18 protein-coding genes are annotated in these 22,668 nt (G+C 45.7%); 5 read left to right on the top strand and 13 right to left on the bottom strand.

From position 1 onward, the window contains the following. Positions 1-31: 31 nt before the first annotated feature. The 8 genes from KJY73_RS14865 to KJY73_RS14830 all read right to left on the bottom strand — a co-directional run bounded on the left by KJY73_RS14865 (position 32) and on the right by KJY73_RS14830 (position 9,667). A complete protein-coding gene (locus KJY73_RS14865) occupies positions 32-706 on the bottom strand; it encodes a M15 family metallopeptidase (protein WP_214344486.1) in 675 nt (224 codons plus the stop codon). After that, positions 703-2,097 carry a Na+/H+ antiporter NhaC family protein gene (locus KJY73_RS14860; protein WP_232848613.1) on the bottom strand — a complete coding sequence of 465 codons (1,395 nt, stop codon included), beginning with the start codon at positions 2,095-2,097 and terminating at the stop codon, positions 703-705. The genes KJY73_RS14865 and KJY73_RS14860 overlap by 4 nt, the downstream gene beginning before the upstream one ends. Before the next feature lie 150 nt (positions 2,098-2,247). After that, complete coding sequence (prsR, locus tag KJY73_RS14855) at positions 2,248-3,603, bottom strand: PEP-CTERM-box response regulator transcription factor (protein ID WP_214344485.1); 1,356 nt, start codon at positions 3,601-3,603, stop codon at positions 2,248-2,250. 15 nt (positions 3,604-3,618) lie between these two features. Continuing rightward, positions 3,619-5,661, bottom strand: coding sequence for an XrtA/PEP-CTERM system histidine kinase PrsK (prsK, locus tag KJY73_RS14850; RefSeq protein WP_214344484.1), 2,043 nt, complete (start codon positions 5,659-5,661; stop codon positions 3,619-3,621). Between the two features lie 54 nt (positions 5,662-5,715). Beyond that, complete coding sequence (locus tag KJY73_RS14845; RefSeq protein WP_214344483.1) at positions 5,716-6,792, bottom strand: nucleotidyltransferase family protein; 1,077 nt, start codon at positions 6,790-6,792, stop codon at positions 5,716-5,718. Then, positions 6,785-7,705, bottom strand: a complete 921-nt coding sequence (locus KJY73_RS14840; protein WP_214344482.1) for an HprK-related kinase A — start codon at positions 7,703-7,705, stop codon at positions 6,785-6,787. The genes KJY73_RS14845 and KJY73_RS14840 overlap by 8 nt, the downstream gene beginning before the upstream one ends. A 287-nt stretch (positions 7,706-7,992) precedes the next feature. Then, positions 7,993-8,760, bottom strand: coding sequence for a hypothetical protein (locus KJY73_RS14835; protein ID WP_214344481.1), 768 nt, complete (start codon positions 8,758-8,760; stop codon positions 7,993-7,995). Positions 8,761-8,914: 154 nt separating this feature from the next. Continuing rightward, positions 8,915-9,667 (bottom strand): S1 family peptidase, encoded by a 753-nt coding sequence (locus KJY73_RS14830; protein ID WP_214344480.1) that lies wholly within the window; start codon positions 9,665-9,667, stop codon positions 8,915-8,917. A 306-nt stretch (positions 9,668-9,973) separates the two neighbouring features. Here KJY73_RS14830 and KJY73_RS14825 point away from each other — a divergent pair, with 306 nt between their 5' ends. Further along, a complete protein-coding gene (locus KJY73_RS14825) occupies positions 9,974-10,780 on the top strand; it encodes a PEP-CTERM/exosortase system-associated acyltransferase (RefSeq protein ID WP_214344479.1) in 807 nt (268 codons plus the stop codon). 57 nt (positions 10,781-10,837) lie between these two features. After that, positions 10,838-11,722, top strand: a complete 885-nt coding sequence (locus KJY73_RS14820) for a ThiF family adenylyltransferase (protein ID WP_214344478.1) — start codon at positions 10,838-10,840, stop codon at positions 11,720-11,722. A 103-nt stretch (positions 11,723-11,825) separates the two neighbouring features. On the opposite strand, the gene KJY73_RS14815 is transcribed toward KJY73_RS14820, so the two are convergent. From KJY73_RS14815 to KJY73_RS14795, 5 genes are all read right to left on the bottom strand, one after another. Further along, positions 11,826-12,755, bottom strand: coding sequence for a PEP-CTERM sorting domain-containing protein (locus tag KJY73_RS14815; protein ID WP_214344477.1), 930 nt, complete (start codon positions 12,753-12,755; stop codon positions 11,826-11,828). Positions 12,756-13,132: 377 nt separating this feature from the next. Continuing rightward, the gene (gene prsT, locus KJY73_RS14810) at positions 13,133-15,862 is read right to left on the bottom strand and encodes an XrtA/PEP-CTERM system TPR-repeat protein PrsT (protein ID WP_214344476.1); all 2,730 of its coding nucleotides are present in this window, start codon (positions 15,860-15,862) and stop codon (positions 13,133-13,135) included. A gap of 186 nt (positions 15,863-16,048) precedes the next feature. Then, positions 16,049-17,296, bottom strand: coding sequence for a UDP-N-acetyl-D-mannosamine dehydrogenase (gene wecC / locus KJY73_RS14805; protein WP_214344475.1), 1,248 nt, complete (start codon positions 17,294-17,296; stop codon positions 16,049-16,051). A 5-nt stretch (positions 17,297-17,301) separates the two neighbouring features. Beyond that, positions 17,302-18,423, bottom strand: coding sequence for a non-hydrolyzing UDP-N-acetylglucosamine 2-epimerase (gene wecB / locus KJY73_RS14800; RefSeq protein WP_214344474.1), 1,122 nt, complete (start codon positions 18,421-18,423; stop codon positions 17,302-17,304). Between the two features lie 15 nt (positions 18,424-18,438). Beyond that, on the bottom strand, positions 18,439-18,678 hold the full coding sequence (locus KJY73_RS14795; protein WP_214344473.1) for an acyl carrier protein: 240 nt from the start codon (positions 18,676-18,678) through the stop codon (positions 18,439-18,441). A gap of 142 nt (positions 18,679-18,820) precedes the next feature. Between KJY73_RS14795 and KJY73_RS14790 the strand changes: the two genes are divergently transcribed. Genes KJY73_RS14790 through KJY73_RS14780 form a run of 3 tightly spaced genes read left to right on the top strand, consistent with a single transcriptional unit; the run spans position 18,821 to position 22,659 of the window. Further along, positions 18,821-20,398, top strand: a complete 1,578-nt coding sequence (locus KJY73_RS14790; RefSeq protein ID WP_214344472.1) for an acyl-CoA ligase (AMP-forming), exosortase A system-associated — start codon at positions 18,821-18,823, stop codon at positions 20,396-20,398. Continuing rightward, positions 20,395-21,630: a pyridoxal-dependent decarboxylase, exosortase A system-associated gene (locus KJY73_RS14785; RefSeq protein ID WP_214344471.1), complete on the top strand. Its 1,236-nt coding sequence runs from the start codon at positions 20,395-20,397 to the stop codon at positions 21,628-21,630. Before KJY73_RS14790 ends, KJY73_RS14785 begins: the two co-directional genes overlap by 4 nt. Positions 21,631-21,642: 12 nt before the next feature. Then, complete coding sequence (locus KJY73_RS14780) at positions 21,643-22,659, top strand: acyltransferase family protein (RefSeq protein WP_214344470.1); 1,017 nt, start codon at positions 21,643-21,645, stop codon at positions 22,657-22,659. Positions 22,660-22,668: the final 9 nt, after the last annotated feature.

Here is a 22,668-nt window from a genome sequence, read left to right as displayed (position 1 = left end):
CTGCCGCTAAGCAGGCCTTAATAAACTCATCTTATTCAACGGGGAAATTGAAGTAAGTATCTGGGTAAGGTTGTGGTGATAAAGAGTAATGCCACCATTCCATATCGTAATTGGTGAAGCCCTGAGCTTCCATTAACGCACGCAAGGTAAAACGATTTTGCAGTTGGGCGTCAGTAACCGATGGGTTTTCGGTATTAGACAACACATCAAACATGTCAAATGGCGAACCCATATCCAGTTCTACCCACTCACCTTGTTTATCTCGCTTCATCAAGGTTAAATCAAGGGTCGCGCCGCGACTGTGGCCCGAGCGTTCAGCAATATACTCCCCCACCAACTTGTCTTTGCCAAGGTTAGGGTAATACGCCGCTTTAGTGGCAGTATCAGCCAAGTCCTGCGCCCAGCGCATAAAATGTGCTACTGCTTGTGTTGGCCTGTAGCAATCGAAGATCTTCAACTTATAGCCTTGCGCTTGGGCCGCCTCTGAAACCTTTACCAGCGCTTTGGCTGCCTTCCCCTGTAATATGCACTTGGGTGCCAGATAACCATCAACAGGCATACCAACAAAGTTATTGCTGCCGTGATAGCGGATGTCATATACCGCGTCGGGTAGCATAGCTGTCATATCGGCAAAATCTTCCGGCATCGACTGGGCCGTTGCCCAGCCAGACGCCATCATCACAGTCAGCAGGATTTTTCTTTTCATAGTCCAATCCAAAACAAACCGGCCAGCAAATAGGCCACTAGTGTTAATACACCGCAGAACAAAGCATAGGGGAGCTGCGTGCGTACGTGTTCAAGCAAGTCACAACCTGACGCAATACTACTTACTGCAGTAGTATCGGATATGGGCGAGCAATGGTCACCAAACACGCCGCCGCCCAAAATCGCTGCCAGAATCAACTCAGGCGGTAATCCCAGGTTCAACACCATTGGCATCCCGATAGGGATCAAGATGGCAAAAGTTCCCCAAGATGTACCAGTGGTAAAAGAGATCAGTCCGCCAGCCAAAAACAACAAGGCTGGAATCAAAAACAAGGGTAAGGATTCAGCTACAATGCCCGCGATAAAATCACCCGTACCAAGCGACTTTAGGCTGCTCCCTAGGGCCAGTGAGAGTAAAACGATACACACCAGGGGTAACAACTCCCCCATTCCTTTAAAGCCGATATCGACCAGATCTTTGTGCTTAAAGCGACCTGACTGCAGCATCAAACCATAGGCCACCATACAGGCCAGAGTGGTGGAATAAAGTACAGACTTAGAACCGTCCCCTTGCGTAATCTGCCCATCGCCGGTCCAGTACATAAAACCCAGCATACCCAGTACCATGGTCAGCAGTGGCACTATCATGAAACGAGCCTTAGTCGCCTCAAAATCAATTTCACTGTGGGCCTGGTTTTGGTTAAGCAGGCGCTCCGACTCTTTCATCGGGCCATAGACCTTGCCGGTCAGGATAGTGAATAGCACTAATAACAGGGTCAACCAGGCGTAAAAATTCATTGGAATAGTGCCAATGAGGATAGATACAGCCGACTGCTCAGTGGGATAATTGCCTAGTAAACCCAGTACATAAGCCCCCCAGCCGTTTAACAGGATCAATATACAAATGGGTGCACTGGTACTATCGATAATATAAGCTAGCCTTGCACGGCTCATCTTAAAACGATCAAACAACCCGCGGGATAAGATACCCGCCGTTAGCACGCTGAGATTAGACTCAATAAATACAACGACCCCGGAAAAGAAGGATAGCAAGCCTACCTGGCGTTGGCTTTTGGCCACCCCTTTATTGATCAGTTTTTCCACCATAGCTGTTACGCCACCGGAATAACGCATATAGGCTAACAGTGCACCGACCAGCAGTGAAAAGATCAGGATCCGGGTGTTACCGGCTGAGCTAAAAACCGCAACAACTCGTTCCAACGTTTGAAACGGTCCCATCATGCCGGCCTGAACCAGGCTGCTTCCAGATGATGCCAACAGCAACAATTCCGAACAGAACAATGAAACCATCAATGCAAGGATGACTTCCTTGCGCCAAAATACCACAACGATGGCTAGAACAGGGGGGAGAATAGTTAACCAATCAGACAAATGAACACCTTTATTTATTATTGGCCCCGAGCAGGGCGCTTTGTTTACAGAGGTTAATGGATTTTATATTCCACACAAAGTAACCAATTACAATACTTTATTCCAAGTTATCTTTGATCTGTCTGAGATCTACGTTTAACGGCAGTAATGTCAGTTGCTGGGTTTAATATCATCCAGCCGGTACTTATCAATCAACGAGTACAAGGTCGGCCTAGTGATGCCGAGTAACTCTGCGGTTTTAGACATATTCTGTTCAGCCAAGTGCCAAGCCTGCCTGATTGCCCGGCTCTCCGCCTCTTCACGTACCTCACGCAAATTAATATTCTGCATTGTGCCATTTTGCCCGGCCGTTAAGCCCATATCATCGGCCTGAATCAGGTTTCCTTCGGCGAGGATAACTGCCGACTTCAACTTATTTTGCAACTCGCGAATGTTGCCTGGCCAGCGATGCTGCATCATGGCTTCAATGGCATCCTCACTAAACCCTTTGACCTTGGAGCCATATTCATCTTTGTAAGCCCCCAGGAAGGTACGCGCCAACAACACCACGTCGCTGCCCCGCTCTCTGAGCGGAGGAATTCGAATAGTGATTTCACTGACCCGGTAAAATAAGTCTTCACGGAAGGTTTGCTCTGCCACCATAGATGACAGATCTCGGTGCGTGGCGCAAACCACGCGGATGTCCACCGGAATTTCATGACGCCCGCCAACCCGTTCGATCACCCTTTCTTGCAAAAATCGCAACATTTTGGCTTGCAGGCCAATAGGCATGTCTCCGATTTCATCCAGGAACAAAGTGCCGCCCTGAGCAGTCTCTATCTTACCCGGGGTGGTTTTGTTAGCACCGGTAAAAGCGCCTTTTTCATAACCGAACAGCTCACTCTCAAGCAGGTTCTCAGGAATTGAGGCACAGTTAATCGCCACAAAAGGCTTGTTACGCCTGGCGCTTAAGTCGTGGATAGAGCGGGCAAATACTTCCTTACCTGTACCACTTTCACCCAACAAAAGCGTACTCACATCGGTCTGAGCAATTTTTTCTGCTCTGCGACTGGCTTGTTGAATAGATTCGCTGCTGCCGATAATCCTGCCCATAGCGGGTAATGATTGCGCCAATTGACGGTTTTCCTGCTCCAGGTCAAACAGCGTCATTGCACGGCTAACGAGTATGCGAATGGTATCTGAATCAATAGGCTTCTGATAAAAGTCGTATGCGCCCAACTGAATGGCCTTAAGCGCATTTTCTTTGTCATTGTTACCTGTGACGACAATCACCTTGGTTTGAGGCGCTAGGTTAAGAATCTCGGCCAAGGTTGCCAGCCCCTCTGAAGCATTTGCAGGATCAGGCGGCAGACCAAGATCCAAGGTCACCACTTTTGGCTCGAAACGCCGCAACTGAGCAATGGCGGATTGCCGATCATCGGCAAAAACTACTTCATAGTCGCTGAAACTCCATTTCAGTTGTTTTTGTATTCCCAGGTCGTCATCAACAACTAGCAGTGTTTCCATGTATATTATTATCCTCTACGCATCAATGGCGGCAGTCGCAGGTAGAAACAGACTGAATCTGGTACCTTGCCCGACTTGGCTTACAACCTCTATACGTCCGCCGACTTTTTCAATGTAATTTTTAGCGTCATAGGCACCAATGCCCATGCCAGCATTACCTTTTGTGGTATCAAAAGGTTTAAATAAACGGGTTGCAATGAACTCTTGGGACATACCGCACCCCGTGTCAGTAATTTCTAACAGCGCCCCTGCGTCACTTTTGCTCACCTTCACTTTTAATTCAACTGAACCGTCATCAGGCGTGGCTTGTTGCGCATTGCTGATCAAGTGATATAAAACGTTACTAAACTTCTCTTCGTCCAAAATTAACTCAATCTCATCAGATTCAGCTAATTTAGGTATGGGTAATAAGCCTTGGCAACGTTCCTGAATTACTTTGTTAACAAGGTTACCTAGATTAAGCGTGCGCGTGCTACTCGGCAAGGCTTCTTTTTTCTCCGTCAACTGCCTGAGCATTTTTTCCATACGGCTTTTGGTATGCGCCAATGTTTCAAAAGTGTCTTCGATAAACTCAGGGTTATTTTTGTGCTGTTGTGCATTACACAAAATAAGGTCTATTTGTGCCAGCACATTTTTCAAGTCGTGCAAGACGAAGGCCGACATTCGGTTAAAGGCTGCAAATTGTGCATTCTCAGCCACCTCTTTGGCCGCTTCATAGTGAAAAAGATAATTTGCCACCTGGGCGATAACTGCGTTTAGATAATCACGCAATTCCCAGTCTAAGCGGATTTTCTGCTCTGTTGGTGCATACAGCAATGCCACACCCCACAATTGCTCATCCCGATAGAATGGCAATACCAACTGGAAACGGCATTGATTTAGGATGGCATGGTTAACCTTGAGTCCCTCATAAACAAAAGGACGATAACGAAGCTCTTCAATATCCACCAACCAGTGCTTCTGCTGCAAAAAGACTTTAAGTTGTTCCAATACCTCCTTCTCAATATCAGTTAATGGTGGATGACCAATGGAACTCATTATTTGTTGATTTTTCCCATTAAATTTGAGCAGCATACCCGACGAATAATTAATGGCCGCCATCAGGCTGTTTAATCCATTATCAAAAACCTGCCTTAAATTGTTTTCACTACCGCTTAATGACTGCGATAACTTTAGCCACTCTTCACGATAATCATACTGATTGGCAAAAAAGTGCTTGGTGATGAAGACCTTTATTCTGGCTCTGAATGTATTGGATAAAAACAGCACCAGTAACAAGATCAACGACAAAAACAACAGCACTAATTGCACTGCGCCACTCCAGTCCCCACCGATATATCGAATGGCATAGCCTGCAATCGCCATCACGAACAAATATCCACCTGCGAGCAACAGTAACGAACTGTGTAGCACTACATCTCGAGAGACAAAGATCTCTATGCCCCAATGTTTTATACGACGTATTGCAATCACAAGTGCAGGAAGTAGCAAGGCGTAAATATAACCCCGAGCCGTCCAGAACATCGGGTCTATACTGCTGACCATGGTGGCATCAGCATACATAACAAAGTCAAATAAGCTGGTCGCCCCCAAGTACAACACCAAGGGTTTGTAATGCCACCGCTCCGAACCCGCTTGACGGTAGAGTGTCTCGAGTAAAATCAGCATCACCAGCGGGATAACGGTCTGAATGAGCAGCAACCACTTGAAGGACAGAAATCCAGGGGCGCCTAACAGCAGTAACATAAGTGGTAAAGCGATACTAAAAAGCGTTACTGGCTGTGAAAGCAGTGAGCTTAAACGATGTAAATCACGTTTTAACACCGAAGAGATAAACATAAGCCAAATTAATGACTTGGCACCTTCGAGGAACAATAACCAAAATGAACCGCTGACTCCGGTGGCTGCGCCTATGTGAGTCAACGCCCATAACAGGTTGGTCACCACAGCAACCAAAAGCAAGCGCTTAGGTAACCCAGGACGTCGCACAGTTAACAGCAAAAGGAAAAGCAACAGGTTACCAACAAGGCAAAGACTATATCCTATAACGTCAAGCAACGTGCATCCCCTATGAATAGTGACAAACCAAGCCAGTATATACTGCCCGTCGTATCAGATAGCTGTCTCTTGTTCGGCACTCCCTGAAATTCTCATCCAGGCTTTGCGCGCTAAATGAGGCGCCAGCAGATGCAGCGGCATACGTAACCAGTGTCCACGTAAATACAGTAAAAAATGTGCTAACTTAATACGCCATGAAGCTGTCATGCTCAATGCGTTGACCAACACCTTAGGAAACGCCCAATCCATAAGTCCGAGAACAGGCGCAGATGGCGCCCAGCGCTGACTCCCCTGTAAAACAAAATCAGGTATCGGCGTAACAAGTACAAGGTGAACATATCGAAGGGCGTAAAAACACAACCGCCCCACGCCTAACTGCTCAGTCCGAGTTAACAGCTGATTCCACTGGGCAGCAGTGTCCAACTGACGAAACAGCAAGTCCAGATCGGATAGGTCTCTTAAACCTTTTTCAAACTCGCTTTCCATCAGCAGATGGCAAAAAGCATGAATGATACGGTCGATGAGCGACAACACACAATGGCCGTTACTGACATCAAACTGCAACTCAGTAGGGTCAAATGCATACCGACAGGTGACAGGTAATAGGCTATGGTGCACATCCAATGTCATCCCCCGCTCTCTATGGATCATCGGCGGTAATTCGTGCATCCATCGCCGATAATAGGAACGGTCATAGGCTGTCATTTTACCCATGTTCCAACCATGCAATCCTAGTGCGTGCTCAGCACTTGCCAACTCAGCCTTACCGATAAAAATATCGACATCTGAAAAAACCCGGCCCTCAGCCACTTTATCCTGAGCCAGATCATACGCTACACCCTTGAGGAACACCGGCTGAATTCCAACCATTTTCAGAGCCCGCTCGATATGCTCAACTTCAATGCGAATATCTCTACGGTGCGCCAAGCTCAGAGCATGAGCAGAGTTAAAATGCCAACTGAGCGGAGGTGGCACAAACTGAAGCAATGTCTGGGTCTTAAACAAAAAGTAAAATCTTGCAAGCAGACCTGTTTGATAAGCCTGAGATAAAAACGCCTGCCACTGAGCTGGAGTAAATTCTTTTACCTCGCTAGGATTTTTAAGTGCACGAACGATCAGCTTCTCAAACATCTTGCATTAGCCCATCTAACGCATCGACTGCGGCAATTAAATCCCCGTCGTAGTCAAATCGATAGCACTGAGCCTGATCTAAATGCCGGGATATCGCATTGAAGCCTTGCTCTGCCAGAATTGGATAGTTGAAAGACTGATTGGCTAATTGAAGGAAGGTCTCACCTTTACTAAGTTCCTGCAAGGTTCCCCCCTCGCTGCCAGCCTTAAACTTAGGAAAAACAATCAAGCCAGGGGAGGCGGTAAGATTCCAGCTTGCTACACTGCCAGGTGGGGCCTGCAACAATGCAACCGAGCCTTTCTGAGTATCTCTTACAGTGCGGCTCAGGTTTAAGCCACTTTGAAGCCCAGCGACGATATCAATTGCCTTGTTTTTTAAACTAATTGGTCTGGGGTTAGGCAGGACTTCTGCCGAATGACAATCAATAATAGTGAGTTCATCTGATAGCAAGCGGAACCCCCCCACACTTACCAAGGCCGCACAAAGTGTGCTTTTACCTGCTCCAGGTTGTCCTGGGAGTATCAGAGCTCGCCCGTATTTTTCAACAACAGCAGCATGAATAACTAAGGCTTGTTGAAAGTGATTGCTGACACACCAGTTTAGTCCCCATTCCATCAATGGAAGTGACTGTTCCTGTGGTAAAGGCTGAAACGGCAAATAACCATTAAAGCTAAAATTAACCTGGGGTTTGTAAAAGCGACGGTAGCCCCCCGACGGTAAAAGCTCAATATCAAAGTCGACAAACTGATCGTCGCAGACCTCTGCACCAGAATAGATTCTAAGCAGGTCATTGGCAACGTTGTAGATAGTACTGCGAATGCGGGAGACAAAACGCCCAGAGCGAAAACACACACCGTCTTCTGAAAGCTTGGAGTTCAGTTGTGATAAAGAATAGCCTGATAACAACGTCATGTAGACTGATCCAACAACCCAGAAGTCACAAGTTTATCAATTAACAGGGAAAATTCGTCATCTGTTCCGGCGAAGTTTGTCCGAAGCGCTTCACTGGATAACGGCAAAGGGCCATTTTGGCTAATGAAGTCAAAAAGCCCTTTCGCTTGAAAAGGCAACAACAAAGTGCGCTTATACCGACCAACATACACCACCCAATGGGGTGGTGTAATATACTCAGTCAGTTGTGTTTGAGCTGCTTGAAAATACCGCAAATTCACTGCTTATTTAAATGCGGTTGGCAAAACTTAGAGCCCGTCCTGCCAAGCCTGACTACCACCGCCATCGGCAATGCTATTAAAGAACGAGCTATATTCTGTCACTGTCATCGTATCTGAGCGACCAAGTAGTATTCCATTTCGCTCTAACAGATAGACAGTACCACTGCTGGCTTGGAGCATAGCTGCAGACAAATGTGAAATTTCATAGAGCAAATATGCACCAATAATGTCCTCCATACTGGGATACGTCACCATCCAAGGATCAGGATTTGAACCAGCGCCACCATTTGCCAAAAATGCAGCATTCAGAAAAGCGGCCGCTGCATGTTGGGTAATAGAGTTGGTTTTAGTATTTCCACTAAGCTCCTGACCAAGCGTACTTGACAAGTAACTGGTGAACTCCATTGGCATGCTCTCTGGCACGCCGCCCACGACTCTCTTAATGTAAGTTGAGGACAATCTGTTGGTGGTGAAAATAGACTTGAACATAGAGCTAGGTGATTCACCTGTGGCATTCCACGCCCAACCATTAATCTGTCCATTTTGGTTTTTCCAGTTTCCTGGACTCCAGCCATTACAGGTTGCACCATCATGTACAGTCAGGGATGTTCCCAGTTGCACTGACATAAATCCTGAGATCGTGCAGCCCATCGCCATTGCAGGCCGATTAGCCAATAGCAACAGTGCTGGAGCAGCAACTCCGGCCTTCTTTAACCATTTGCGCCGACTAAGGTTTTGGCCTTGTTGATTTTTGGCCACCTCGAGAGAGTCAACAGCTTTATATTCGTCACTCATGTCCTAATTCCTAACAAATAGATCAGCGCTGAAGAGTTCAGTAACTGAAACACAACTCACCCTATCACGCAAAAATCGCACCAACTTTCAACGTATTGTTTTTAAAAGATTTTACAAACCGACAAAATCAACTTGTAAAAAAAACAGACACCGTTCACTCAAGCTCAGCCATCAACGCATGCAGATATTTTACGGGTATAGAGTAGGATATACCACTTGGTGCTGACAACGCCGATTCTTTTGTCTCTTTTACAAAAACTTTATTGATCAATGCTACGACTTTTCCAGACTCGACATCATAGACGGGGCTACCGCTGTTACCTGGGTAAGCTGTCGCGTCCATTTGGTAGACCATAAAAGGCTCTTTAAGTCGCTTCATCATTTGAATACTTAACTGTTGCGCATTAGCGCTGGGGATCACGACCGGTGTCAAGGCTGCAATCATGCCTCTGTGCGTAGCAGGGTATAGACCTAATATGGCACCAATAGGAAAACCAGTAAATGCAACATCTCTGCCATCCGGCAGGTATGTATCATCAGCCAAAGTCAGTGGCGGTACCGAGTCCTTGATTTTTAAAATTGCCAGATCGTGTCCTGGATCCGTTTTTATGATTTCTGCTGGGCTAATTTTTGGTGACTCGCCAATACCAATAAAGACAACACGTTGTTGATATGACTCGGGATCCAGAGCTTTTTCCACCACATGAAAGTTAGTCACAATCAGTGTGCCATCTCCTACGGCAAACCCGGTTCCTTGTAAAACGTTTCGTGGTGATCCCATAGGATCACTGATCCCTACTCCGACAACTGATGGCTTTATCTTTGCGACAATGGTTTCAAAGCCTGATGCCGCCTGCGTTAAAGGCACGAAGATAAGCATCAAAAAAACAAATAGCGTTCGTTTCATCCTTGTACTACCTATGTTTGGTGGTTATCAGTAAGCCTAACATTGATTGTGTATTTCGTTAAGACAACCAGATAATTTTGCTAAGATTAAGCAAGCACACAATACACCGAATATGGAAACACCAAGGTGGCATAATTTCTTTTTTGACCTAAAACAGAAAATATTAAATAAATCACATTCTTAAACTATTTCAGGTGATAAACTTATTTTCTGATAAACAATGTTACAGCTCAATAGACATTGCATGCCTCCTTCAGGGAGAGCCTCAGGAACTTAATAGGCGCTAAATACTTCTGGAAACTAGGAATGAAACTGATACAGCGTGCGACAAATCTTCCCGTTATTGGTGTTCTGGCAAAAAAATTACAAAAGATGATTGCTGACAGGCACGCCAAAAGCATTGCGTCGCACTTTTCTCATTATCTTCAGCCATGCTTTGCCAATACAACAGAATTAGAAAATGAAAGTTTCAAAATAAGACATGGCGTTTATTGCGATGAACTGCACTTCGAGGCACCTCGAGAGTCCGGTTTAGAAACAGACGAATTTGATGAACATGCTTACCATTGTTTAATTCAACATAAGTCCAGGGGTACCTATGCAGGTACTGTGAGAGTGATCTATTCGTCAGGGGAAGACCAGGTGCTTCCCATCGAAAAGTATTGTCAATCGGCAATAGGTAATGAGCATTTACAACCCAGTCGTTTTGAACGCCACCGTATCGCGGAAATATCAAGATTGGCCGTGCCTGCTGAGTTCAGACGACGCTCTGTTGATAAGCACCAGGGTGCAGCAACCGGTGCCATAAACATGGACATCTATTCTGAACAGGAACTCAGATGCTTCCCCTTCATTGCCGTTGGTTTGTACTTGTCTGCAACATCTTTAGTATTGCAAAAGGGCATAGACCAATGTTTTGTCATGATGGAGCCGAGGTTGGCACGGAGCCTCAGGTTTGTCGGCATACCTTTTGAACAGATTGGTCCCGTTGTTGACTACCACGGAAGACGGGCTCCCTACCATGTAAATCCAAACCGGATTCCTGAGACCTTGAGTCCCGGATTTAAACAACTTCTAAACAGTATTAACAGTGAAATGCTCAAACAGTTTTAATGGTTATTTAGGATAGCTTCCCAAACCAACGCCAAAATCAAGATAAGAGATCAACGTATGTTTAACTATAAAGAGGCATTCTCCAGGAACATAGGCTGGGTAACACAGGACGAACAAGAGAGACTTAGGAATTGTCGCGTTGCAATCGGTGGTTTGGGTGGCGTCGGTGGTGACCATGCAATAGTGTGTGCCAGAATGGGAATTGGCAACTTCCACATCTCTGATTTGGATGACTATGACCTGGCCAATTTTAACCGTCAGGCTGGCGCATCGATGAATACCATTGGCAAACCGAAAGCCGAAGTTATGGAAAATACACTCCGCAGTATCAATCCTGATGCGGAGGTTAAAAATTTCAGTGAAGGTATCAATGAAGACAATCTCGAAGCCTTTCTGGATGGTGTGGACATATACATCGATAGCCTGGATATTTTTGCCCTGGATATAAGAAGAAAGGTTTTCCAACGCTGCTACGAAAAAGGCATACCTTGTATCACTGCCGCTCCGATGGGCATGGGTACCGCCATGCTGGTATTTATGCCTGGTCAAATGAGTTTTGAAGAGTACTTCTGTATGCAGGATCCCAAGCCAGGAGATACTGATGAGCAGAAACAAAAAATGTTTGAAGATAATATTATGCGATTTGTTATCGGTGTATCACCTTCAGTGCAACAACGGCACTATCTGGTGGAACGCAGTTCAGTCAACTTTCTGAAAAAGAAAGTACCCTCTACCTGTATGGGAATTTCTCTGGCAGCCGGTGTTTTATGTACAAACGTTTTGAAACTCTTACTTAAACGCGGTGACGTCATCTTTGCTCCACATGGCCTGCACTTTGATGCCTATCGAAATAAACTGGTAAAAACCTGGCGCCCTGGTGGAAATAGCAATCCTCTGCAGAAACTGATGTTTTGGCGATTAAAAAATTTGCTAAAAGAATAACCTCTAGACTGAAACAGTTTTTCCTGGTGAACAACTGCCAATAAAGATGCAAAAAAAACGGACACTTAATAGTGTCCGTTTTTTATGTCAGCTACTAAGTCGATTAAGACTTACGACGACGGCTCAGGCCACCCAAAGCCAACAGAGACATACCGAACATGGCTAAAGTACCTGGCTCTGGCACGCGGAAAGTGATACTTCCGTCGTGGTTTGTACTTACGTAGTAACGGTCATCACCATCTTGGCCATTGTTGGCAGCGTCAGCAGCGAACTGGCTTAACAGCACGTTAGTGTCGAAGTGACCATCAAAGAAGATTTCCATGATGTCATTACCCAGAGAGCCTGCACCACACTCATTCCAAATGTCGTAGAAGCCATCTTTACCATTACAGCTGTGAGTTGCTGAATGGAACAGGTTTCTCAGGTCGGTGTTTGCCAAGCTTAGCATTGCACCAATACCAGTGAAATCAACTTCACCGAAAATAGCAGTACCCAGACCATCAGGACCACCGAAATCTACATTCACGTTCATGAAATTCTGCTGAGCGCCGCCCATTTCAGAAACGTAGAAGTTGATTGTGCCTGGGCCATAAGACAACAGAGGAACACTGCCGTTAAATCCGCTAACAACACCAGTTAGGTTGCTGAAACCAAAGCTAACTACCCAGCTACCATCAGGAGAAATGCCATAGTCATTGCTGGTGCTTGAAGGGTTGAAACCAGTAATCAGGTTTGAATCCAAGCTACCGAAGGCAGATGATGGGTGCGGGTTGCTCATGCCAGGCAACAAAGCAACGCCCAAACCACCGTTAGTGATTACAGTGTCACCAACATCGATGCCGTTGTTATCAACGTCGATAATAGTAGTAGATGAATCATACAGAATAGTGGCTTCATCTTTGTTGCCAGTACAAGTTGCACAATTACCTACATTCACTGAACCGTAAGCTGTGCCAACATCCAGGTAAAATGGATCAGCCGCTGCAGTACCAGCCAGTGCTAACAAAGAAACTGCTAATAGTGACTTCTTCATATTTTCGCTCCTAAAGTTCTTTACATTGTTGTGAGACGACTTGTTGTGAGACGACTCACTAACATTCCAATAAATTCACGTTGCCGCCTGACTACACATAGCACCCTTCATGCCAACTTTGCAACTGATTGTTTTTATTGAATTTGTTCACTTAAGAATGACTATCCCACCAAAATAAAACACGATACTGTTAAAAACACTGACACCAGAAAAGCATGAGATGCAAAACAATCTGTTTCCTGTCTATCATGTTGCCATGGACGTCTAGAAATAAATGTAACGCAGCGAAGTAGCACAGTTGGAATTTAAAAAAGCCTCAAATACATGGCATGCATTTGAGGCCCGACAGACATAACTAACTAAACCAATATTTGAAGTTAATTCAATTGTTGAATTAAGGATGAAACTTGCTCCGCGTATTCCTGCGCATCAATACTCTCCAATAAGGTTTTGGCTTCTTGCTTTTGCCCCTGGGCGATCAAGACTTCAGCCAAATGCAGCTTTACATTGTTTGAATCCCGCTTACCAAGAGAATCTCGCAAACTGCCTTCAGCCAAGTTAAGTTCACCTCGCTTAAAATAGACCCACCCCAAGGTATCTTTGACACTGGCAGACTCGGGGGCCACCTTCTCAGCCGCTTTCGCACTTTGTAACGCACTATCCAATTCCGCTGCTTGCAACTGATTCCATGCCAGGTTATTCAGCACCACAGCATTGTTGGGCAATGCTTTATCTAACAGACTGTAATATTTAATTGCTTGACGGGGTAAAGCATTGGCGGAGAAGAATTCTGCCGCCGCGTTAGTGGCTTTAACTTTCTGCTTTCCTGACAGTTTTTCCAACTCCCCATCAAAAACTGTTGTAGCCTCTTCCCCTCTACCATTTAAGTGCAGTGAATTGGCTAACAATAGTGCTGACTGCAGTGAGGGGTATTGATTGTAATATCCTCGATAACAAGTCGCCGCTTGTTGATTCTTACCATCCATTTGCATGACCTGGCACTCCAGCAAAACCAAATAGGGCACAGGTCCCCAGTTGCTGCGAAGTAACTCTAATTCTCTTCTGGCCTTGTCGATTTCTCCGGTTTTGATATCAAAGTTTACCCGCAGTAGCTTTAAGGTTCGAGAAGCAGGGAAGTGCACCAACGCTGTTGACACTAATTCCTTGGCGCCATTGATATCATTTTGTACTTCCGCGGCACCTATACCTCGCAGCCAGGCATCTTCTTCCTGAGGGAACTTCTCTCGCCAGGACTTATACGCCGCTCGAGCAGCTACCACATCTTCCTTCTGCATTAAGCTATCGCCTAAATACATCCATCCCCGGCCATCCAAGCTGTCTTTTTTCTGATTCAAGAGTGCAATCGCTTTTTCAGGTTGCTCGTTGACACGATAAAAATTTGCCAGTGCCAGTAACGGCGAAGAAAGACTCGGATTATTTGCCATATGTGCTTGCAGAAACTTTTCAATATCGCCAGTCTGTCCTGACAGTGCACCAATCCGAATCAGTGTCATCAACGTTCTGAAATTGTCTGGCAGGAAGGTCAGAATGTTTTTAGCTTGTGCAATGGCAGACGGATAATCATTCTCTGCTATCTCAGCATTAAGCAAAAGCTGATTAGCCCCCAGATGTTCAGGCTCCACTTTCAACACTTCCAGCAAGGCCTGCTTAGCCTCTTCGGGTTTATTAAGATGGGTTAGTATCACGCTTTTTAGCGTCAAACCATTTGCTGCATTCGTCTTTGCCCATTCTTCAGCCAAGGCTAATGCCTTCTGAGTCTCATTTTTTAACAGGTATTCTCTGGCTAAAGAGACCCATCCCTGCTTTAAAGATTCGTCTTGTCGAATAGCGGCTTCAAGATTTGCGATACCTGACTCATCTGCCGTGGCAATTTTCAACAAGCCTTCCCGAAGCAGATTTAATGCATTGTCGGCGTCAACTTCATTCGCTTTCTTCAAAAAAGATTTAGCAGCTTCAATATCACCCTGCAATGCTAGACGCATGCCGGTATCGGCAAACAAGTCAGCGCTGTCGGTGATATCATCCAACGCATTCAGTGTGTTCTTGGCTTCATTGGTATATCCCAATAACAATTGAGTCTGTGCCAACACCTTATGTATCTGACTATCATTCGGCATACTCTGCGCAGCTCGCTGCAAGTAACGATATGCAATCTCCAGTCGTTGTAATTGAAAAGCGCTAATACCGGCAATAACATTGGCAGCCGGAATATCCATACCATTTTGTACGGCCTTCTCAGCTGGCGGTAAGGCCTCGGCATAGTCCTTTTGCAAAAATCTCACATTAGCCTTCAATAAATTTGCATAGGCATTTTCTTTACTGACTTTGAGCAAATCATCTATATGCTTCTCTGCCGCATCAAACTGGCCAGTCTGGGTAAGGGCATCAGCCAATTGAAATTTGGCCATATACAGCTTTGGCTGTTGCTCAACCACTTTAGTCAGGGCTTCAACAGCCTCTGGATAGTGTTGCTGCGCAGAAGCGGTTCTGCCGCGTAACCAATCTTTTTCAATTGGCTCACTACTAGTTTCAGTAAAACTGGATATACTTTCCTGAACCGCAGCAAAATCCCTTTTTGCTAGTGCAAGATACCCCGAAGCAATAAAACGGTCGTCACCAATAAGTTGCTCTGGAATTTTTAGCTCTTCCAATTGATCATCACTGGAATATATTTTTGCCAAGAAAGCATATAAGTGTGCTTTGCTAAGCGCGTTAGGGCTTTCAATTTCAGCTTCTTCCAAGACCCATTGCGCCTGACCAAAATCGTTTTGGTAATAGTAAAGCTTAGTCAACAGCGGAATAACCTGGTCGGCATTAGCACCAAGTTCGGAAGCCCTGGTTAGCTCTTTCTCGGCTGCGCCATATTCACTCTGAGAAAGGTAAATACTGCCCAGCATGAGTCTCACATCAGCGGATTGCGGAGCTAGAACTACTGCATTTTTTAGTTCGATTACTGCAGCATCTTCGTTACCATCCAATAATAAAGTCTGGGCACTTGCAATATGATCTTCAGCTGATTTATTAGTACAGGCTGACATTGCTGTCGCAACAATAAGCGCTGCAATAGTATTTAAAGCAGTTTTCATGATTCCTTCCTCAACAAAATAGACACCATAGCAACCTGAATTGATTGATTTTGGTTATCTCACCATCATACATACTTGCTAATACTGATACAGTAGTTATCAATGAATTAAAAAAGAATAAATTCAAAGAAAAAGGCTCTGATATTACCTTAAAGGTTTCAGAGCCCTTTATAAATTGCAGGGGTTCTAAAAACGGCTAAACAAACCGCGGGTATCCACAACAACCTTGGTATTGATGTCGTTGCTATGAAGTGCTTTAAAGGGTTTGTGATCTACTAGTACAACCAGCACATTGGCCATCTCTAAGGCTTGCTGCAATGATACAAGCTCAACCCCCTGCCCTTGTAGTTTGCCAGGTAGTTCCTGAATGTTAGGTTCTACCGCCAAAATCTGGCCAATATTGGCATTTGCCAGTTCACAAGTGATATCTAAAGCAGGACTTTCCCTTAAATCATCAATGTCGGCCTTAAAGGCCAATCCCAGACACGCCACTATAGGCCGTTTGAATTGATCAGCGGCAGCTTTTACTTTACTGACAACATATTCCGGCTTGTGATCGTTAATCTCCCGCGCGGTACGAATGATCCTTGCTTCATCTGGTGCTGAGTCAACAATGAACCAAGGATCCACTGCGATACAGTGTCCCCCCACACCAGGGCCGGGGCTGAGAATATTTACACGTGGGTGGCGATTGGCCAATGCAATCAATTCCCATACATTAATCTTAAGTTTGTCACAGATAATTGATAGTTCGTTGGCAAAAGCGATGTTCACATCCCTGAAAGAGTTTTCTGTCAGTTTCGCCATTTCAGCCGTACGAGCATTCGTAGAGATACATTCACCGCGAACGAAGGTTTTATAAAGCTCGGTAGCCATTTCACAACATTTAGCTGTTAATCCACCGATGATTCTATCGTTCGAAACCAGTTCCTCCAAAACACGTCCGGGCAACACCCTCTCTGGGCAGTGCGCAACGAACATATTAGGTTCGCTATTAGACGCACCTGGGAAATGTAAGTCTGGCCGTTGTTCCTGCAACCAAGCAGCCAGCTTTTCCGTCGCACCTACCGGTGATGTAGACTCGAGAATAACTAGATTTCCTTTTTCTAATACTGGGGCTATGGCTTTTGCGGCAGCTTCAATGTAAGACAAATCAGGTTGATGCCCCTCTTTGAACGGGGTCGGCACAGCAATCATAAAAGCATCTGCTGGCTCAGGCGTCATAGATGCGCGTAATTTGCCCATAGTTACCGCAGCTTGAACAACCATATCCAGGTCAGGTTCAACAATGTGTACTTTACCTTGATTGATGGTCTCAACCGCTTTTTGTGAAACATCAATACCAATAACTTCAATACCACGTGACGCGATCACGGCGGCCGTTGGCAATCCGATATAGCCAAGTCCCACCACTGAAACTTTTTTAAATGCCATTTTTCTTATCCTAAAATTATGTTCGCAATTCGCTCACAAGCTTTACCATCACCATAAGGGTTATGGGCCACACTCATTTGTTGATAGGCATCGCTGTCATCCAATAGTCGACTTACTTCACTGACAATTAATCCATCATCGGTTCCTACCAGTTTAACTGTACCGGCCTCAACGGCTTCTGGACGTTCAGTGGTGTCTCGCATTACTAATACTGGCTTACCTAAAGACGGCGCTTCTTCTTGAATACCACCAGAATCCGTCAAAATCAGATGGGACTGGCTCATCAAATACACAAACGGCAGATAGTCTTGCGGTTCAATCAAGTGCACTTGCTTAGCATTACCAAGGATGCGCTCTACCGGCTCTCGGACGTTAGGATTCAAATGCACCGGGTAGCAGATTTGCACATCGTCTCGCTCGGACAACTGTTGAAGCGCATGGCAGATTCGCTCAAATCCGCCACCAAAACTCTCCCGGCGATGCCCTGTTACCAGAATAAGCTTTTTGCTGGGGTCGATAAAATCGAACTGCTTGGCAAACTTATCCGTTAGCGTCTTATCACTATTTATATTATCCACAACCTGCAAAAGCGCGTCGATAACCGTATTGCCAGTAACAAAAATAGTTTCATCGTTAACATTCTCAGCCAACAGGTTAGCTCTTGAACCTTGGGTCGGGGCAAAATGCAGAGCGGTCAATACCCCCGTCAAACGGCGATTACTCTCTTCCGGCCATGGACTATATATATTGCCTGTACGCAATCCGGCTTCCACATGCCCAACCGGAATACGCTGATAAAAAGCCGCTAGCGAGGCTGAAAATGTAGTTGTTGTATCGCCATGGACTAAAACCAAATCAGGTTTGGCGTCCTGCAATACATCTTTCAAGCCCAAAAGAGCTCGACTCGTAATGTCATACAGATCCTGCCCTGGTTGCATTAAATCCAGGTCGTAGTCGGGGGTCAGATCAAACAGACTCAACACTTGGTCCAACATCTGACGATGCTGAGCTGTTACACATACTTTTACATCCAACTCTGGATGCTCGCGCAGGGCCAGAACCAATGGCGCCATTTTTATGGCCTCAGGCCTAGTGCCAAAGACCAATAAAATATTCTTGTATGACATAACTACACACCAAAACTAAATTTTGTTTTCAACAAATGAAACCAAGCTACCAAAAGTCTCAAATACATCCGCACTGATTTCGTCATCATCCACTTCAAACCCAAAGTTTTCTTCTAAGGTGGTCAACAACGTAACAATGGCCATAGAATCAAATTCAGCAATAGCACCGAGTAACGGCGTATCCTCTTCAAATTGGGTTTCTTCGTCTAATTGCAAAGTGCTAATAATGATATTTCTGACGTGCTCGGCAACCATGAAAATTCCTGTAAATTGAAAATAATTAGTTTTTCCGTCCGCCTATCCGTGGACATTGGCGATACGCTTGTTCAATATACGCATTGTTTCATTATTTTAGTGATTTAGGAACCATCTGGTTACAAAGGAATTATGCTGTCGTATGGCCCGCTTTGTTCATCATTTAATTACGCATTCAGCACATGTCTCGCCTGAAAAAACGGCGCTGATATTTAAGCAACAACATTTTACATACCAGCAATTGCACCACGAGATGCAAAGGCTGGCATCGGCATTTGCTGGATTAAACATGAAACGGCACGACAGAATTGCCGTTTACCTGCCCAAAAGCCCAGAGGCGGTGTTAAGTCTATTTGCCAGCAGTGCCGCCGGCGGTGTATTTGTGCCAATCAATCATGTACTTAAAGCACCGCAAGTTCAGCATATACTGACCGACTGTGATGTCAGTGCTCTGATCACCAGTTCTGATCGAGCCAGAGCCTTGCAAGACGTACTTCCTCACTGCCCTAAGTTGAAACATATTATTCTGACGGATAAAGAAGTTGAACTTGCCGTACCACAGCAAGTGCATTTATTAGCACCATTGCTTGAGACTGCCAATGAAACTCCCGTGGCGACCATCACCGACAATGATATGGCGGCCATCCTTTATACCTCGGGCAGCACCGGCAAACCCAAAGGGGTGGTACTTTCGCATCGCAATATTCTAGCTGGTGCTGAAAGCGTGTCTGAGTACCTGGGCAATGACCCCGACGATGTGATCCTGGCGTTGCTCCCCATGAGCTTTGACTATGGCCTGAACCAGATAACGACGACCTTTTTAACTGGTGCTACCTGTGTGTTGATGGATTATCTGTTACCCGGCGATGTGGTTAAAACCATAGAGAAACATGGTGTAACCGGATTAGCCGCGGTTCCCCCTTTATGGCAACAGTTGATCAAAGCGAAATGGACAGTAGCGGCGGCCGCATCCTTGCGCTATTTCACTAACTCCGGGGGGGCTATGCCGGCACCTGTGTTGTCTGAATTACGCAGCATTTTTCACAACGCTCAACCCTATTTAATGTATGGCCTTACAGAAGCCTTCCGTAGTACTTATCTACCACCGGAGCTGGTTGATGAACGACCAGGTTCGATGGGTAAAGCCATTCCCAATGCGGAAATTATGGTGGTACGGGAGGATGGTAGTGAATGCGCACCGGATGAACCCGGTGAACTAGTCCATCGAGGCCCTCACGTCAGTCTGGGGTATTGGAATGCGCCAGACAAAACCGCCGAGCGTTTTAAACCTGTCCCCAAAGCTGTCAGCGGCTTGATGCTGACTGAGATGGCGGTGTGGTCAGGTGACACGGTTAAGAAGGACAAGGACGGATTTTTATATTTTGTCGGACGTCGTGACGAAATGATCAAAACCTCAGGCTACCGCGTAAGCCCAATGGAGGTTGAAGACGCCTGTTATGCAGCATCCGAGCTGATTGACGAAGTTGTCGCCTGTGGGGTCGCTGATGCAGAACTGGGGCAAGCCATTGCAGTAAAAATTGTGCTAAAAAAAGGCTGCGCATTAACCCAGGAGGAGGTTCTTAAACTGATTAAAAAGGACACCCCTAACTTTATGCACCCTAAGTATATTGAGCTGATTGATGCTCTGCCTCGCAACCCTAATGGCAAGGTAGACAGAAGTGCCATCAGTCAGGAATTAAAGTTGAGGTATGCACAATGAATAAAGCAGTGCCGGTGCATGCATCCATGAATCAGTTTGACGTTAAAAACAAGCAATTACTGATTGGTGGTAAGTGCTTGGATGATATAGCAGCGATACTGGATAAAGAGGTATTCTATGCCTACGATTCCCAGGTGATAAAACGTCAAATCGCTATTTTTCATCAGCATATTCCATCTGCGATCAAGTTGCACTTCGCCATCAAAGCCAATCCTTACCCCGCTTTGGTAAACAGTATGCGGCCAATGGTAGCGGGATTTGATGTTGCATCCCATAAAGAGATGCTACTTGCATTGCAAAGCGGTATGCCAAGCGAAGACATTAGTTTTGCTGGCCCGGCTAAACAAATTGCGGAAATTCGCGCTGCTATAGTGGCGGGGGTAACCCTGCATGTGGAATCAGAAACTGAACTGCAACGTGCTATAGAGGAAGGGCAGCGGTTAGGTGTAAAACCTATTGTCGCTTTTCGCGTGAATCCTGCTTTTGAGCTGAAAGCTTCTGGCATGAAAATGGGCGGAGGTCCCAAACAGTTTGGTATTGATGAAGAGCGTTTATTTGAGTTATTACCAAGTCTGGACTACTCACACATTGACTTCCGTGGCTTCCATATATTCTGGGGATCTCAAAATTTAAAGCAGGATGCGATTATTGAAGCCCATGATAACACCTTCGCACTGGCCCATAAGCTTATTGAAGCAACACCTGTTGCCGTTCGAACTATCAATCTGGGTGGCGGCTTTGGTATCCCCTACTTCGCCGGCGAAGAACGCTTAGATCTCGCACCGATTGGAAAAAATCTGCAGCGCTTGCTTGAACAATATCCTCTCATTGCTGATATAGAATTGGTAATAGAGTTGGGACGATTCTTAGTGGCTGAAGCTGGCATCTATGCCGCCAAAATTACCGATATAAAGGTATCACGAGGCCAAACCTTCCTGATGACCAATGGCGGTTTGCATCACCACTTGTCAAACTCAGGCAACTTTGGCCAAGTAATCCGAAAAAACTACCCTGTTGCCATAGGCAATAAGATGGGAGACGTGACAACTGAGGCTAAAGTTATGGCTGTCGGACCACTTTGCACACCATTGGATACACTGGCAGATAAAATGGCGCTGCCTGGAGCCGATATTGGAGATTGGCTGGTAATATTCCAGTCTGGTGCCTATGGCCCCACAGCCAGCCCCCAGGATTTTCTAGGACACCCTCATGTCACCGAAATACTGTTATAAATAAAATCATCAATGCAGATTGACAAGGATATCAGCCAACGCATATCTATTGCCCGAATAGTGATGATATTTGGCATTGTGATTCTGCATCTACCTCCCCATCAGCCCCTAGCCGAGGTTGGTCAGGACTTTTTCAGCTATGTTCGGGCATTTTTTTCATACGGCGTTTTCCGGGCTTCCGTTCCTGTACTCACCGCGGTGTCTGGTTACTTAGTTTTCAAGTTTGCACTGGCACAGCAGCCTAGGCTGTTACTCAAGAAAAAGAGCAAAACCATTCTCCTACCGCTGTTGCTATGGAACATGCCTCTGGCTGCTGCCATTTTTATTGCGCAGATGTACCATTTGTCAGACCATCCTTTTTCCGCGCAATTATATCCATTCACCCTTGACGCATGGTTGGACGGGCTATTTGGACTTTACACGCAACCTGTCAATTACCCCTTGAACTTCTTACGGGATCTATATGCGGTCTGTCTGCTGTCCCCCCTCTTGCTGCTATTACTGAGGGTAAATTTTATTCTGACTGTCGCTTGTCTCGCCGCTGTATATTACTGGAATCTGGATGGAATGCTGGTAATCCGTAATTCTATGCTCATCAGTTTTGCAACTGGTGCTATGGTAGCCTGGTATGCGGTTGACCCGCGCAAATTGGACAGATTTGCCTGGATGCTTTTTACGCTGTTTATCGGGTTTTGCATCTATCTGGTGTTGTTTAAAGTTGAGAATCGAGAGGGTCTTCGAATGCTTGCCCCTTTTCTCATCTGGCCCATTCTTGGGAAGTTGGCTGCCAGTGCGCTTGGTAACCACCTAGTACGATATTCTAAGTACAGCTTCATCCTTTTTATGTCTCACGCCCCGGTAATTCTGATTCTTTGGTATCTTTTTGGTAAGCCTGAGCATGGCGAAAACAGCTATCTATTATATTGGCTAACTGCAGCTCCTCTTTCCCTGATTATCGCAATACTCATGCACAAAGTTATGACAAAGTTCTCCCCAAGACTAAAGGGCCTGATGCTTGGGGAAAGGTAAAACTCAACG

The organism is Bowmanella yangjiangensis, from assembly GCF_018531185.1.
Lineage (GTDB): Bacteria > Pseudomonadota > Gammaproteobacteria > Enterobacterales > Alteromonadaceae > Bowmanella > Bowmanella yangjiangensis.
The sequence above is the reverse complement of the archived record's forward strand: the minus strand, read 5'-3'. Positions and strand labels throughout refer to the sequence as shown.

What these genes read in the sequence shown, in the direction of transcription:
- KJY73_RS14865 (WP_214344486.1), bottom strand. Translation starts at nt 706, where the DNA reads ATGAAAAGAAAAATCCTGCTGACTGTGATGATGGCGTCTGGCTGGGCA.
- prsR (WP_214344485.1), bottom strand. Translation starts at nt 3,603, where the DNA reads ATGGAAACACTGCTAGTTGTTGATGACGACCTGGGAATACAAAAACAA.
- KJY73_RS14845 (WP_214344483.1), bottom strand. Translation starts at nt 6,792, where the DNA reads ATGTTTGAGAAGCTGATCGTTCGTGCACTTAAAAATCCTAGCGAGGTA.
- KJY73_RS14840 (WP_214344482.1), bottom strand. Translation starts at nt 7,705, where the DNA reads ATGACGTTGTTATCAGGCTATTCTTTATCACAACTGAACTCCAAGCTT.
- KJY73_RS14835 (WP_214344481.1), bottom strand. Translation starts at nt 8,760, where the DNA reads ATGAGTGACGAATATAAAGCTGTTGACTCTCTCGAGGTGGCCAAAAAT.
- KJY73_RS14830 (WP_214344480.1), bottom strand. Translation starts at nt 9,667, where the DNA reads ATGAAACGAACGCTATTTGTTTTTTTGATGCTTATCTTCGTGCCTTTA.
- KJY73_RS14825 (WP_214344479.1), top strand. Translation starts at nt 9,974, where the DNA reads ATGAAACTGATACAGCGTGCGACAAATCTTCCCGTTATTGGTGTTCTG.
- KJY73_RS14820 (WP_214344478.1), top strand. Translation starts at nt 10,838, where the DNA reads ATGTTTAACTATAAAGAGGCATTCTCCAGGAACATAGGCTGGGTAACA.
- KJY73_RS14815 (WP_214344477.1), bottom strand. Translation starts at nt 12,755, where the DNA reads ATGAAGAAGTCACTATTAGCAGTTTCTTTGTTAGCACTGGCTGGTACT.
- prsT (WP_214344476.1), bottom strand. Translation starts at nt 15,862, where the DNA reads ATGAAAACTGCTTTAAATACTATTGCAGCGCTTATTGTTGCGACAGCA.
- wecC (WP_214344475.1), bottom strand. Translation starts at nt 17,296, where the DNA reads ATGGCATTTAAAAAAGTTTCAGTGGTGGGACTTGGCTATATCGGATTG.
- wecB (WP_214344474.1), bottom strand. Translation starts at nt 18,423, where the DNA reads ATGTCATACAAGAATATTTTATTGGTCTTTGGCACTAGGCCTGAGGCC.
- KJY73_RS14795 (WP_214344473.1), bottom strand. Translation starts at nt 18,678, where the DNA reads ATGGTTGCCGAGCACGTCAGAAATATCATTATTAGCACTTTGCAATTA.
- KJY73_RS14790 (WP_214344472.1), top strand. Translation starts at nt 18,821, where the DNA reads ATGGCCCGCTTTGTTCATCATTTAATTACGCATTCAGCACATGTCTCG.
- KJY73_RS14785 (WP_214344471.1), top strand. Translation starts at nt 20,395, where the DNA reads ATGAATAAAGCAGTGCCGGTGCATGCATCCATGAATCAGTTTGACGTT.
- KJY73_RS14780 (WP_214344470.1), top strand. Translation starts at nt 21,643, where the DNA reads ATGCAGATTGACAAGGATATCAGCCAACGCATATCTATTGCCCGAATA.